The sequence below is a fragment of the Sorangium sp. So ce385 genome, from assembly GCF_051474135.1.
Lineage (GTDB): Bacteria > Myxococcota_A > Polyangia > Polyangiales > Polyangiaceae > Sorangium > Sorangium cellulosum_D.
This window is the reverse complement of record NZ_CP150337.1, coordinates 12498307-12512974: the sequence shown is the minus strand read 5'-3', so window position 1 is coordinate 12512974 and position 14668 is coordinate 12498307. Positions and strand designations below refer to the sequence as shown.

8 protein-coding genes are annotated in these 14668 nt (G+C 73.5%); 2 read left to right on the top strand and 6 right to left on the bottom strand.

All coding sequences use genetic code 11. The features are described from left to right. Positions 1-10 precede the first annotated feature (10 nt). Positions 11-478: a hypothetical protein gene (locus WME83_RS45860; RefSeq protein WP_437316017.1), complete on the bottom strand. Its 468-nt coding sequence runs from the start codon at positions 476-478 to the stop codon at positions 11-13. Between the two features lie 203 nt (positions 479-681). Between WME83_RS45860 and WME83_RS45855 the strand changes: the two genes are divergently transcribed. Both WME83_RS45855 and WME83_RS45850 read left to right on the top strand, forming a co-directional pair. Continuing rightward, positions 682-4686 carry a transglutaminase domain-containing protein gene (locus tag WME83_RS45855; protein ID WP_437316016.1) on the top strand — a complete coding sequence of 1335 codons (4005 nt, stop codon included), beginning with the start codon at positions 682-684 and terminating at the stop codon, positions 4684-4686. 204 nt (positions 4687-4890) lie between these two features. Beyond that, positions 4891-5784 (top strand): DUF2267 domain-containing protein, encoded by an 894-nt coding sequence (locus WME83_RS45850; RefSeq protein WP_437316015.1) that lies wholly within the window; start codon positions 4891-4893, stop codon positions 5782-5784. Positions 5785-5801: 17 nt separating this feature from the next. Here the strand turns inward: WME83_RS45850 and WME83_RS45845 are convergent, their stop codons facing one another. The 5 genes from WME83_RS45845 to WME83_RS45825 all read right to left on the bottom strand — a co-directional run bounded on the left by WME83_RS45845 (position 5802) and on the right by WME83_RS45825 (position 14649). Further along, a complete protein-coding gene (locus WME83_RS45845) occupies positions 5802-6188 on the bottom strand; it encodes a response regulator (RefSeq protein ID WP_437316014.1) in 387 nt (128 codons plus the stop codon). Beyond that, entirely contained in the window at positions 6185-7732 is a 1548-nt protein-coding gene (locus tag WME83_RS45840) for an RAD55 family ATPase (RefSeq protein WP_437316013.1), read from the bottom strand. The genes WME83_RS45845 and WME83_RS45840 overlap by 4 nt, the downstream gene beginning before the upstream one ends. Then, entirely contained in the window at positions 7729-8760 is a 1032-nt protein-coding gene (locus WME83_RS45835) for a sensor histidine kinase (RefSeq protein ID WP_437316012.1), read from the bottom strand. Before WME83_RS45835 ends, WME83_RS45840 begins: the two co-directional genes overlap by 4 nt. 310 nt (positions 8761-9070) lie before the next feature. Continuing rightward, the gene (locus tag WME83_RS45830) at positions 9071-10072 is read right to left on the bottom strand and encodes an NAD-dependent epimerase/dehydratase family protein (protein ID WP_437316011.1); all 1002 of its coding nucleotides are present in this window, start codon (positions 10070-10072) and stop codon (positions 9071-9073) included. After that, on the bottom strand, positions 10069-14649 hold the full coding sequence (locus WME83_RS45825; RefSeq protein ID WP_437316010.1) for an AMP-binding protein: 4581 nt from the start codon (positions 14647-14649) through the stop codon (positions 10069-10071). The genes WME83_RS45830 and WME83_RS45825 overlap by 4 nt, the downstream gene beginning before the upstream one ends. Positions 14650-14668 lie beyond the last annotated feature (19 nt).

Sequence of the window (14668 nt, the reverse complement as noted above, 5' to 3'; positions counted from 1 at the left end):
GAGCGCGGGGTCAGTCGGCGGAGGCGCGCGCGCGTTTGTCGTCCGCGCGGGCGCGGACGATGGCGGCGAGCCGGCCGACGACGCCGCTCGCGACCATCGAGAGCACCTGCTTCTCCAGCGCCTGCCGCTCCGACGGCCTGCCGCCGAACGAGATGCGCGAGCGGGCGGTGGGGCCGCCGACGACGCGGCCGACGATGGTGCAGGTCACGCGGTGCACGTCGCCCCGCGTGACCGAGGTGAACTCGGCGACGCGCGCGCTCAGCACGACCGATTTCGCCTTGCCGAAATCCGCCTTCTTCGCGGCGCTCTTGAGCAGGCCGCGCAGGGCGCGCGCCCGCTGGGCCTGGCCTTCGCCCGCGGGCACGTCGACGCTCTTCCACTCGACCTTGGTGTCGCGGGCGAAGGTCGACGCTGGCGAGGCCGTGAGGGTGGTCAGGGCCATCACCGCCGAGAGCAGCCATCGGGACGCGCGGCGCATGGGAGCAAGCTAGTGGGCCGCGTGCCCGGCGGCCAAATTCGCGCACGGCTTCACGCCGCGGGGCGGCCGCGCCCGCGCGACACGGCGCGGCGCTCTCGCGCCCGCGCGACACGGCGCGCCGCGCCCGCGCGCCCCGGCGCGAGAGCGCCGCGCTCGCGCCGCGATCGGGCACGCGCTATGCCGTGGCCTGGAAGCGAGGATCGATGGAGCGGAGCTCGCCGGGGGAAGATCGAGGCGATCGACGAGGACGAGATCGGCGCGCGGGGCGCGCGGCGCGCCGGGGCGGATGCCTGGCGGCGCTGCTCGCGATCGCCGTCGCGCCCGCGGCGGGCAACGCGCAGGCGCCGCGCCCGGGCGGCGCCAAGGCGGACGCGGCCGCGCCGGCGGCGGGCGGCGCGCCGGCGGCAAGCGGCGCGCCGGCGCGGCGTCCGAGCGGCGCGAAGGTGGATCCGCGCGCGCCGGCGGCGGGCGGCGCGCCGGCGGCCGAGAAGCGCACGCCGATCACGCCCGCGCCGCGGTGGACCGCCGCGACGCCCGACGAGATGCTCGGCGCCGCGCTGGCCCGGGCGCGGCGGGGCGGCGACGACGCGCTCGCGGGGCTCGTGATCGCGGCGGCGCTCTCGGATCGCGCCGCGCAGGGCCGCGCGCGCGAGGGCCTCGCGCAGATCGCGACGTCCGCCTCGCCGCTCGCCGACGAGGCGCGCTGGCTCGCGGCCTCGCTCGCCCCCGAGCCGCCGGCGGCGACGTGGCCCGGCGCGCGCGCCGCCTCGTACGACGCGCCCCCGGACCCGTCGGGGCTCGTGAAGGCGTTCGCCATCCTCGGGCCGTTCCAGGACAACTCGGGCGGCGGGCTCGCGCGCCGCGAGGGGCCCGAGGCCGAAGGCCAGCGCTTCTCGGACATGAGCGCCCGCTACGCCTGGGGGGTCTACGACGTCGCGTGGCGCCGGGCGCTGCCCGCCGCGGCCACCGCGCGCGGCGTGCCGCTCGATCTCTACATCCATCCCCGCGCCGAGAGCTGCACCTACCTCGCCTCGCGCGTGACCGTCCCCGCCGCGCTCGATCGCAAGCCGATCCTCGCCCACGTCGCCGCGACCGGCGCCGTGCGGCTCGCGTGGGACGGCGCGGACGTCGCCTCGAGCGACGCGGCCCACCAGCGCCTCGTGCTCGACCGCATCGCCGCGCGGATCGAGGCGCCCGCGGGCGATCACCTGCTCGCCCTCAAGGTGTGCACCGGCGCCATCGCCGACGAGGGGCGCGTCCGCGTGCGCTTCACCGACGAGCAGCGCCGGCCGGTGGCGCTCGCGACCTCGTCGGACCTCACGAAGCTCGCGCTGCCCCCGGCCGCGCCGTCGCCCACGGCCGCCGTCGCGACGGCGCTCGACAAGGCGTTCGACGCGGGCGCGGCGCAGACGCTGGAGCAGACGCTCACGGCCATCGTGGCGCGCACGCTCGGGGGCGCGGACGATCAGCGATCGCCCCGCGCCCCCGGCCTGCTCGACCGCGTGACGCGGTCGCCGGGGATCTCCGCGGACGCGCTCGCCCTCGCCGGGTGGGTGTCCCCGTTCGGCGCGAACCGCAGCGGCTGGCTCGAGGCCGCGCGCGCCCGCGGCCTCGCCGAGAAGGACCGGGCCACCGCCTCGTTCGCGCAGCGCAGGCTCGTCGCGGCGCACCTCGCGTCGGACCGCGCCGACTGGGCGGCCGCCGTGCTGCGCGAGGAGCCGCTGCGCTCGGCGCGCGACCCCGAGGCGCGCGTCCTCCGCGGGCTCGTCGAGAAGAAGCTCGGCCCGTCGGGGCTCGCGCGCGCCGGGCTCGAGGAGCTGCTCGCGGTGGAGCGCGAGCAGAAGGACCGGACCCCGGTCGTCGTCTGGCAGGAGATCGCGGCCGCGGCCCGGCTCGACCCGGCGCTCGCGCTCCGGGCCGCGCGGAGGCTCGCCGAGATCGCGCCCGAGTCGCGGGGCGCGGACTACGTGCTCGCGTTCGAGCCCGAGGGCGGCGCCGCGCTCGAGGTGGCCGCCGCCGGCGCGCTCGCGCAGCAGACGTCGGCCGACGACGTCATCCGCATCGGCCGCGCGCTCCACGACGCGGGCCGCGTCGCGTGGGCGCGCGAGGTCCTGTCGTACGCAACGCAGGTCGCGCCGAACCAGCCCGCCGCGTTCCAGGCGCTCGCCGCGGTCCGGCAGGGCCAGGCGGGCGGCGCGGCGGCCGCGCTCGCGAACGGCGCGCTCGCGCGGGCGCGCGATCTCGCGCCGGGCGACCCGTTCCTCAAGGCCGAGCTCGCGCTCCGCCTCGGCGAGGGCGCGGCCGGCGCGCCGGGCCGGCGGCGCATGCGCGACGAGCAGTACCTCGCCGCGCCCGGCGTCTTCCTCGAGCGCGGGCGAAAGACCCCGGCGAAGAAGGGCGAGGTGGCCGACCGGCAGCTCCACTGGGTGCGCGTCGTGACGTACCACCCGGACAAGCGCGTCTCGCAGCTCATGCACTACGCGCGCGAGATCGTCATCGAGCCGCGCACCGATCAGGACCTCTACGAGCGCGACATCCCCGCCGAGGCCGAGGACACCGAGCTCCTGTTCGCGCGCGTGCACCGCAAGGACGGCACGGTGGCGCCGCCGGACGAGCAGGGCGCGGGCGGGCAGCGGCCGTTCGTGCGCTGGCCCAAGCTGAAGGCCGGCGACGTGGTGGAGGTCGCGGTGCGCGCGTGGACCCCGGGCCCGGTCGGGCGGCGGGGCGACGCGCCGTTCTACTTCATCGACTACGTCGGCTCGACCGACACGCGGCCGATCCTCTACAACGAGGTCGTCGTCGACTCGCCGACGAGCGATCCCCTGGCGATCGACGTGCTGAACGGCAAGGCCGAGCGGGTGCTCCGGTCCGAGAAGGACGGCCGCCAGGTGACGCGGTTCATCTGGGACGACCCGCCCGAGGTGCCCGAGGAGCCGCTCGCCCCGCACCTCGCCGAGGTGCTGCCGGTCGTCGTCGGCTCCACGTTCCACGGCTGGCACGACTTCCGGGAGTGGTACCGGGGCGCGGTCGCCGGCTTCACCGAGCCGGACGATCAGGTCCGCCGGCTCGCCGCCGAGCTCACGAAGGGCAAGACCACGCGCGAGGACAAGCTGCGGGCGCTCTTCGACTTCGTCGCCGACGACATCCGGTACGTGAACTTCGTCTCGGGCGAGTGGTGGCTGCCGAACCGCCCGCAGGAGCTCCTCGCGCGGCGCCAGGGCGACTGCGACGACAAGGCGATGCTGCTGATCACGCTGCTCAAGTCGATCGGCATCGAGGCGACCGAGGTGCTGGTGCAGACGCGCTACACGGGCCAGCCCTCGCTGCTCCGGAGCGAGGTGGCGGCGATCCCGGTGTTCGATCACGGCATCGCGTACCTCCCGGGCGCGGGCGGCGCGCCGGGCCTGTGGCTCGACGCGACGAGCCCGCAGAGCCGGCTCGGGCCGCTGCCGGCGATGGACGCGCGCACGCTGGCGCTGTTCGTCGACGACGGGCCGCCGAAGATCGTGGAGACGCCGGCGAGCTCGCCGGCCGATCACGGCGTCGACGCCGAGTGGACGATCGCGCTGCAGCCGTCGGGCGCGGGCGAGCTCGCGGCCAAGGAGCGGCACATCGGCGACGCGGCGTTCGAGCTCCGGTCGAACCTGGCGGAGGCCGACGCGCGGGCGCAGTGGGTCGAGCAGTACCTCGCGTACGGCTGGTTCCCGACCGTCGACGTGAAGCCCAGGGTGGCGTTCCAGGCCGATCTCCCGCACGGGGCGGCGACGCTCGAGTTCGAGGCGCGCTCCGAGGGGCTCGCGCGCCGCGAGGGCGCGGAGCTCGCGGTGCCGCTCTCGGGCACGTCCACGCTGACGTCGCAGCTCGCCCCGCTCGTGAAGCGCACGCTGCCCGTGGTCCTGCCGCCGAGCCTCGCGCCGCGGCACCACACCCGGACGATCACGATCGTCGCCCCCGCGGGGTACGCGTTCGCGGAGCTCCCGCCGGGCGGCGACGAGAACGGCGGCGACTTCGGCCGCGCGTCGATCTCGTTCGCGAAGGCGCCGGGCAAGAACGCGGTCGTGGTGAAGGAGCGCGTGGTCATCGACCGGTCGACCATCCCGGTGGCCCAGTACGCCGCCTGGCGCAGCTGGCTGCAGCGGGTCGACGGGCTCCTGCACCGGATGGTGCGGCTCGTGCCCGTCGGGACGGCGAGCCCGAAGGCGCCGTGACGGCGGGCGGCGGCGGTCCGAGGAGGGCCGCCGCCACGGCCGTTCCCAGCCTCGCGCGGCCGGGCCGGCTCCCCCGCCGCGCGGCCGCCCCGGCCGTCGGCCCTTGGTACCGTTCTGGCTAGCCGCCGTTCAACGCGCCCACGCGCCAGCGCTACCCAGGGGAGGGGTCTCGCCATGCCGCTCGAACAGTACCGACGCCCGCGAATGATCGTTCTGAGCCCGCGCTCGACCGCTTACGACGCGGTGAGGGCGATGGTCGACAACCACGTCGGCGCGGTCCTGGTCCACGATGGCCAGGGCCTCGCCGGCATCGTCACCGACCGCGACATCGCGCTCGAGATCGTGGCGGGCGATCTCGACGCGCGCAGCACCGCGCTGCGCGACGTCATGTCGGACGAGATCGCGACGCTCGAGATCGACGCGTCGATCGACGACGCCGTGCGCATCATGCGCGATCATGCGTGTCGGCGCGTACCGCTGACCGAGCAAGGTCGGCCCGTCGGCGTCGTGACCCTGGACGACCTGCTCGCCGACGGCGCCATCGACGCCGAGGCCGCCGGCTCCGTCGTGCGCGCGCAGCTCGAGGTGGCCGCCCGGTTCAAGCCGGGGGGCGCGCTGCACCCGGAGGGGATCGCGCGCCCCGAGCAGCGCTCGCGCGGCCCCGTGCGCGCCCTCACCCGCCGCAAGGCGCGCGCGGACAGCGCCTATGGCCGGCTGCTGCACGCGGTCGAGCGCCACAGCGGCCTCCAGCAGCGCGACCGCGCCGAGCTCGCGCTCCAGATCGTCCTCGGCAACCTCTGCCGCCGGGTGACGCCCCAGGAGGCGCGCCACCTCATCGCGCAGCTCCCCTCCAAGCTCCACCCGTCGCTCGATCCGTTCCTCGACGGGCCTGACAAGCGCATCACCACGGAGACCATCGAGGACGACGTCGCCCGCGAGCTGCGCATGGACCGCGAGGCCGCCGGCTTCGTGCTGCAGGCGATCTGCGAGGCGGTCGCGGACAGCGTGTCCGCCGGCGAGATCGAGGGGTTCCGCGGCCAGCTCCCGCTCGACATGAAGGACCTGTTCCCGCCGACCCCCCTGCGCCGGGCGGTCTGAGCCGCCGGGGCGGCGCCTCAGGGGGCCGGCGCGGGCGCGGGCGCCGCGAGCAGCTTGCGGACCGTGCCGAGGAGCTTGTCGGCCGTGAACGGCTTCTTGAGGACGGCCTGCGCCCGGTCGCCGAGCTTCTGCAGCAGCTCGTGGCGCTGCTCCACCGCGCTCATGATGACGATCGGCATGCCGTCGAGCCGCCGCTCCGCGGAGACGGCCTGCACCAGGTCGAAGCCGCTCATGATCGGCATCATCAGGTCGACGAGGGCGAGATCCGGACGCGACCCTCGCAGGTAATCGAGCGCCTGCTTGCCGTCGGGGCACGTCACGACCGAGTACCCCTCGTCCTCGAGCAGCCCCTCGATGCACGCGAGGAGGTCGACCTCGTCGTCCACCACCAGCACCGTCGTCACGGCGCCTCCTCTCTCTGGTGCGCTCCGGCGAGGAGCCGCGCCTGCCCTGAGAGGATCTGCTCCGCCGACTCGAACGAGCTCGCCACCTCGATGCCGCGCTCGGAGATGACGAACTCGCGGATCGACCTGTCGTAGAGGCTCTCTCTCATTTTCATGACCGAGATGAGCCGGTGGATCTGCGACCGGAGCTCGACGTAGCGGAGCAGGATGACGGTCTCGACCACGTTCCCGAGCTCGGGATTCGGCATCTTGATGAGGGGCGTGAACAGGTCGAGCTCCTCGGTCACCACGGTCGTCACGTCGAGCATCCTGAGCTGGTTGGTGAGCGCCGAGAGGAACCGCGGCATCCGGTCGGCGTAGACCGACGCGGCCCGGAAGCCCTCGATGCCGTCGATGAACAGCCGCCTCCGCGGCGTCGGGTCCTGGCGCAGGAGCTCGAGCAGCTGCTCCGCCAGCGAGTCCATCATGTGCTCCAGCGGCGGCTGCCAGATGAGCTGGATCGTCCCTTCCTTGATGTGGGCGTCGAGATCGATCCCGACCTTCCGGGCCTTGTCGCAGAGCCGCGGCGGAGGCTCGTAGAAGCCGAAGTAGGTCCCCCGCTCGCCCCGCCTCGCCCCCTCGGCCAGGAACGAGAGCCCGAGGAGCGTCTTGCCGGTGCCGGGCGCCCCGAGGAGGGCGGTCGTCGAGCCCGAGGGCAAGCCGCCCTCGAGCATCGCGTCGAAGCTCTCGATCCCGAAGCCCATCCGGCAGCGCTCCTCGGACGCGCTCGCCCGCGGGCTGTCGAACTGGATCTCGGTGCGCGGGTGGATGACCATCCCGGACGTGTCGATCTCGACCTCGTGCTTGCCGCGCAGGTAGTCGCTCCCGCGGAACTTGTGCACGGTGAGCTCCCGGACGGCCCGCGGCCCGATCAGCTTATCGGTGAGCTCGATGACGCCGTCCACGAGCGCGTTCTCGGCGTGCGACGGATCGCGCGTGCTCGAGAGGAGGAAGGTCGTGCAGTCGTTCAGGGCCGAGAGCCCCTGGATCTCGTGCACGAACTCGCGGAACGAAAGCGCGGTCGGCGCGCGCTGCTCGACGCTCTCGAGCCCGTCGATCACGAGCAGGTCCGTGCCGCGGCGCTCGCGCAGGGTGCGGCGCAAGAGCTCCAGCAGCGCCGGCAGGCCCTGATCGCGGAGCGCCGGGTAGCCGCTGATGTAGTAGATGCGATCGGGGATCATCCCCGTATCGAAGAACTTCATGCCGCGCAGGTGGCGGATCATCTTGCTGTGCGACTCGACGAGGAGCGTCACGTAGACGCACCGCGCGCTCGGGCTCCTCCGGATGTGCTCGAAGCAGAGCTGGTTGCCGAAGATCGTCTTTCCGCTCCCGGGCGGTCCCATCAGGGCGTAGGTGCCGTTGCGGAGGAAGCCGCCCTTCAGGATGTAATCGAGCCGCGGAATGCCGGTCTCCAGCCGGGGGATGTCCGCGCTTGGGCTGTCGCTCTCCCTGTCCTCGGTCGAGGGTGCCTGTGCGTCTCTCGGGTGTTCACGTTCTCGCGTCATGACGGTTCCGCTGAAATCTCCGACGTCTGCTGTGCGACCGGCAGGCGAACGACGAACGCCGCGCCCCCGCCGTCGGGGGGTTCGATGACGATGCTGCCGCCGTGCGCCTGCACGATCTCGCGCACGATGTAGAGACCGAGCCCGAGGCTCTGCGATTTGTAGGTGGAGGCGATCCGCTGAAAGGGCTCGAAGACCCGGTCGTGGTCCTCCGCGGCGACGCCCGGCCCGTGGTCGCGCACCGTGAGCTTGGCCGTCGTCCCCTCGCGCGCGAGGGAGACCTCGATCGGGCCGCCGCCGCCGTACTTCAGCGCGTTCGTGAGCAGGTTCTGCACGACCTGCTCGATGCGCGCGCCGTCCCAGAGCCCGAAGATGGGCTCGCTGGCCACGATCTGGACCGGCGTCCCGGCCGCCCGGGCGTGCTCGGCGATCGCCTCCGCGGCGTCACGCACGATCTGGAGCAGATCCTTCGGCTCGAAATCGAGCTCGAGCCGACGGGCGCGGATCCGGGTCACGTCGAGGAGGTTCTGGACCAGGCTGGTCAGGCGATCGATCTGGCGCTCCGACATGTCGACGAGCCTGTCGAGCTCCGGGAACGACCCGTCCGGCGGGACGCGCAGCTTGATGCGATGAAGGGTGAGGAGCAGGGCGTTGAGGGGCGACCGGAGCTCGTGCGCCGCGATCGACAGGAACTCGTCACGGGCTGCGAGCGCGGCGCGCGTGTCCTCCGTCCAGCGCTGGAAGGCGGTCACGTCGATGAGGGTGAGCGCGGCGAGCTTGTCCCCGTGGTCGACGGCGTCGCACCGGACGAGGAGCGCGAAGTCGCCCTCGGCGGTCTTCCAGTGCGTCAGCAGGGGGCCGAACGACTCGCCCCGGAGGGCGCGGGTCCGCGGCCGCTCGTCGGGCCCGAGCGGCCTCCCCTCGGCGTCGGTGACCTGCGGGGTGTGCCCGTCCAGGTCCTCGTAGGCAAACGAGATCTCGCGCGCCGACGGGTTGGCGAAGATGACCCGGCCACCCCGTCCGACCGTCATCAATACGAGGCCTGCCTGAATCGCGTCTGCGGCGTTGGGTTCGGTGGATAGATGCGGTCTCACCAAGCTCGCGCTCCTCGCTGTCTGCGGGGTCTCGAGCAGGCTCATCGTGCAAACGGCGGACCGCCCCCATCCTCCGGCGGGAGCTCCGGCGCACAGCGGCGCTCGCGCCGGCGCCGGAGGGCGGCTGTGGCGTAACGCCATTGCGCGGGGCAACTTGGCGCGTGCGGAGGTGGTGACGGACCACCATCGACGCTTCAATGGAAGTGCTGCTCTTGCTGGCCCAGCGCACCTCGGCGCGCGGCGTGGCCTACGGCTGCGGCCAGACGACGCCGCGCGCGCGCAGATCGGCGACGGTGTCCGCCAGCGTCTCGAGCGGGTCGCGGGGCGTCCAGCCGAGCTCTCGCCGGGCCTTCGTCGCGTCGAGGTACCAGAAGTGCTGGCCCATCTCGGCCGACACCGGGTCGACCGGCAGGTCGAACGGCAGCCGCTTCCGCGCCCGCTCGATGAGGTGCGCGCCCGCCTTGGCGAGCGCGATGCTCCGCGGCAGCCGCAGGGCCGGGGCCGGGACGCCCGAGACCCGCGAGAGGCGGTGGAAGAAGACGTCGAGGCTCATGTTGGCGGCGCCGAGCAGGTAGCGCTCGCCCGGGCGGCCCTTGTCCATCGCCAGCGCCATCCCCTGCGCCGCGTCGCGGGCGTCGACGAAGGAGAGGCCGCCCGCGGGGATGAAGGGCAGCCGGCGCTCGAGGAAGCTCACGACGTCCCCCGTCGACGCGCCGTGGACGTCGCCCGGGCCGAGCAGGATGCTCGGGTTGACGGCGACGACCTCGAAGCCGGGCCCGTTGCGATCGAAGGCCGCGCGCTCGGCGTACAGCTTCGAGCGGTAGTAGGGCCAGCCGGCGATGATGTCCATCGGCGGCTCCGCCGTCTCGTCGCGGATGACGTCCGGATCCCGGCTCACCGCGACGACGCCGCTCGTGCTCGCGATCACCGCGCGCTTCACCCCCGCGCCGCGGCAGGCGTCGAGGGTGATCTTGGTCCCCTCGACGTGCGTCCGGTAGAGCGCCTCGGCGTCCTCGCGGCGCCGCGAGACGCGCCCGGCGCAGTGGAAGAGGCCCTCGCAGCCCTCGGCGGCGGCGCGGACCGACGCCGCGTCGAGGACGTCCCCGCGGCGGAGCGCGACGCCTTGCTCGGCGAGCGCGGGCGCCTCCGCCCGGCAGAGCGCCACGACGTCGTGGCCCGCCCCGCGCAGCGCCGAGACGAGGTGCGAGCCCAGAAAACCGGTCGCGCCGGTGACGAGGTAGCGGCTCATGCGAGATCGAAAACCTTCTGGAAGGTCTGGAGGAGGGAGATGTCGTTCGATTTCACGAGGCCCGTCATGAACTCCATCGGGCTCGGTGTGTAGGCCTCGCGGACGATCTTGGTGAAGATCTCCGGCGTCGTCTTGAGGACGCAGTCCGCCTGCTGGCTCGGCTTGCCGATCCGCGCCTCGCAGCTGGCCGGATCGATCCGCAGCGTCCACTTCGCCTCCTCCTCCGCCCCGAGCGTGACGTAGTAGGTGATCGGCTGGGTGACGCGCCCGGCCACGTACTTCGACTCGAGCTCGCGGAACAGGACCGTGAGCGGGTGCTCCTTCGTGGTGGCGGCCTGATCGATGCTCTCGACCCGGCGCAGGTCGAGGGCGCCGCCCTCCTTGAGCTTGATCACGGCGAGCTGCGTGAGCTCCGCGACCTTGCGGCAGGCCATCGCGTACTTCATCCCGGCCGTGAGCCGGCGCAGGTCGGCGATCTCGAGCGGCGGCCCGATGCGCGCGACCAGATCGCGGCGGATCGGGACGCTGCGCCCCTTGGGGAGCGCCTCGAAGGTCCCGCCCAGGTAGAGGGGCAGGATGTCGACGTTGTGCGTGAGCGCGAGGTGCCCGATCGCCGGCTTGAACTCCAGGATGCTGCCGTCGGGGCTGCGCGTGCCCTCGGGGAAGAGCAGCACGGTCCGCCCGCGGTCGAGGATCTCGCCGGTCTGGCGCAGCGCCGTGCGCAGGCCGCCCTTGCGGTCGAAGGGCGCCAGGTTCGTGAGGTTCTCGAAGTAGGCGCGCCGCCAGCGGTTGCCCTCGAAGAAGTAGTCCTGGGCGGCGAGCGACACGATGCCGTCGCCGTAGCTGCCCAGCGCGAACTTCACGAGCCCCATGTCGAGGTGGCTCGCGTGGTTCGAGACGACGATCGTGTTGCGGTTGTGCGGGATGAACGCGCGCCCGTAGACCTTCGGGCGCATGACGTTCCCGTAGAAGCCGGACTGGACCTTGTTCATCCAGTGCTTCGCGAAGTCGGCCACCGGGCGGGGGATGTGGATCGGCTCCTCGCCCGGCTTGTGCGACGTCGGCTCCGCGGCCGCGGCGGCGTCCTGCGCGAGCGCCCCCGCGCCCGCCTCGGCGGCGGAGGCGGCGGAGGCGGCGAGGCGCTCGACGATCGCCTTCACCTCGGCGCGCTTCACCTGGCCGGACGCGGTGCGCGGCAGGTCGGCGTCGTAGAGGTGCAGCGCCATCGGGTGGCACGGCTTGGGCAGCGCCTGGATCGCCGTGCGGAGCGCGTCGAGCGCGCGCTCGTGCTGCGCCGCCCGCGCGAGCGCCTCGTCGCCGCCCTCGCCCTTCGCGCTCGGCGCCGCGGGGACGGCGAGGCAGGCGACCTGCTCGCCGCCGCGGCCGTTGTCGATCCCGACGATCGCGAGCTCCTTCACGTGCTCGACCTTGCCGAGCTGGCGCTCGACGTCGGCCGGGTACACGTTCTCGCCCTTCGCCGCGGTGATCACCTCGCTCTGCCGGCCGACGAGGACGAGCCGCCCCTGCTTGTCGAGCCTGCCGAGATCGCCCGTGTGGAGCCACCCGTCCGCGTCGAGCGCGGCCTCGGTCGCGCCGGCGCCCTCGGCGTAGCCCTTCATGACGTTGGGGCCGCGCGCGAGCACCTCGCCGACGCCGCTCGCGTCCGGGTTCGCGATCTTGATCTGCACGCCGGGGATCGGCTTGCCCACGTTCCCGGGGCTCACCGTCGGCGACGGCTTGGCGACGGTCAGCAGCGGCGCCGCCTCGGTCAGGCCGTAGCCCTCGGCGAGCGGCAGGCCGAGCCCCTTGAACACGGCGGCGGTGTCCTTGGGGAGCGCGGCGCCGCCGGAGATGAGGAAGCGGACGTTGCCGCCGAGCGCCTCGTGGACGCTCCCGAAGAAGAGCCGCCCCACGTTCAGCCCGAAGCGCTTGCCGAGCATGCGGTTCAGCTCCATCGCCCAGCTGAACGCGGCGGCCGCGGCGGGCCCCTGCTCCTTCACGCGGGCGACGATCTGCCGCTCCAGCATCTGCCAGAGCGCCGGCACGCCGACCATCGCCGTGACGCGGGCCCTCTTCAGCCCGTCGGTCACCCGGTCGGCCGAGACCTCGTCGAGGTAGATGATCCGCGCGCCCTGCGACAGCGGCAGGAGCAGGCCGCAGGTGACCTCGAAGGTCTGGTGGAGCGGCAGCACGCTGAGCACGCGATCGCTCGCCTTGAGCGGGAACAGCGGGGCGAGGGCGGCGAGCAGCGCGGTGAAGTTGCCGTGCGTGAGCAGCACGCCCTTCGGCTCCCCGGTCGTGCCGCTCGTGTAGACCACGCTCGCGACGTCCTCGCTGCCCACGCGCACGTCCGGGGGCGCGAGCCCCTCGCCGGACGCCGGGCCCAGGTCGGCCGCGCGGCCCTCGGCGAAGCCGCAGAGGTCGAAGGCGTACAGGTTCGGCAGCGCCGCGCGCACCGCGGCGCCGATCTTCTCCTCGACGCCGCCGTCCCAGAGCACGACCTTCGCCGTCGACGAGCGGACGATGCCCGCGAACGCCTCCGCGTCGAGCGCGGGGTCGATCGGCACGGCGACGGCGCCCGCGCGGAGGATGCCGAAGTAGGCGATGGGCCACGACGGCTGGTTGTCGCCGGAGAGCGCCACGCGATCGCCGCGGCGGACGCCGAGGGCGGCGAGGCGCGCGGCCGTCTGGCAGGCGGCGTCGCGGAGCTCGCGGTAGCTCGTGCGCGAGAGCCCGTCCTGCTCGATCCGCTGGACGGAGAGCGCGTGATCGAAGCGCTCGGCGACCTCGTCGAGCAGGTCGACAAGGCTGTCGTAGGGCCGGAGCGGCTTGATCTCCCGGCGGAGCATGTCCTCCATGATCGGGAAGGCCCACTTCTCCAGGCCGGGGAGGTGGACGTTCCAGATGTAGTCGCGCCAGTCGATCGACTCGGGCGCCCAGGTGAAGCGCGCCCGCTCCTCGGGCGGCATGCGGGCCATGGCGGCGCGCGTGTTGGCGCACGAGTAGACCCAGTCGGCCTCCGCGACGAACGGCATGAAGACCTCGAGGAGGGTGGCCGTCCTCTGCTCGGCCTTGGCGGCGCTCTCCAGCGCGGCGGCCGCCGGCTTGAGCAGGGCCGCGGCGGGGCCGACGCTCGCCGACTTGAGCAGGCCGCCGAGGCCGCGGAGCGCGCCCTCGATGGCGCGCGCGCCGTGCGCGCCGTACTGCTGCCGCGTGAGGCCGCGCGGCTCGAACCGGGACGACACGATGTCGAAGAGCGCGGTCTTCTTCCCCTCGAAGACCTGCCGTCGCTTGTAGAGCCCGGCGAGCTCCAGGTAGCGCGTCACGCGGCAGCCGTTCGTGTCGGTCGTCCCGTACTGGTACACGGCGGGCGCGCGGCCCTCGATGAGCTCGCAGAGCGAGGCGATCATGCCGCTCGCGGTCATGTCGACCGGGATGAGGTCGAGCCGCACGTCGTGGTCGCCCGGGAACTGCACCTGCCCCTTCGACGCGAGGTAGAGGTAGGGCGCCGAGGTGTTGATCCCCTCGTTCCAGCCGCAGAACGGGAACTCGACGGCGGTCTCGACGACGGCGGGGCGGACGATGGTGAAGGGCAGCCCGGAGCTCGCGAGGACCTGCTCGCCGATGCTCTTCGTGTAGGTGTAGATGTTGGTCCACCCCCAGAAGAGCGCGCGCTCCTTGCCGGCCTCGACGAGCCGGTCCTTGATGAACTTGCGCTTCACCCTGGCGAGCTCGTTCTCGAGCGCGCTGCCGCGGCTCGGCTCGCCGCGGGCGGTCAGGTTGGCCTTGGCCTCGTCGAGGAAGGCGCTCTGCCGGAAGGCGTCCTCGCACCGCTGGCGCGCCTGCTTCACGAGGTCGAGGCACTCGCTGATCTCGCGCTGCGGGTCCCAGTGCGATCGATCGAGGGTGCGCTTCGGGCAGGCGGCGCCGAACCACGTCTCGCCCGCGGCGCGGGGGAAGGGGATCTCGGCCGGGTGGTTCTCCTCGATGAGCCCGGAGCGGTACCCCGCGACGAAGCAGGTGCTCGTGTGCATCACCTTGGCCCCGAGGGCCCGCGCGAGCTCGACCAGGTTGCTGATGCCGAACGCGTTGACCTCGAGCGCCTCGTCGAGCGGGGGGTTGAAGTCGACGACCCCGGCCACGTTCACGACGGCGGCGATGTTGCCGGTGAGCTCCCCCACGCGGTCGCCGAGCCCGAGCATCGGCTGGCCGACGTTGCCGTTCATGGGGGTGATCTTCCGCCGCAGGTACTCCTCGAAGGCGGGCCCCGGGTGCTGCTCGCGGATCGGGTCGAACACGGGCGAGGTCGCGATCTGCGACCAGAAGCGCTCCTCGGGCGACTGGCTCTCCTTGGCCCGGACGAGCAGGTAGATGTGGTCGATCTCCGGGAACCTGGCGAGCAGCATGGCCAGCCAGACCTTGCCGAGGAACCCGGTGCCTCCGACCACCACGAGCCGCTTGCCCGAGAGCACCTGAGACGGCACCAGCGGCGGGGCCGCCGCGGTTTCCTCGCCCTTGGCCGCACCCGGCGACCCCGGCTCCACCCCGCGGGCGCCGGCCCCGTTCGTAACACCCATATGGCTCATCGAGACTCCA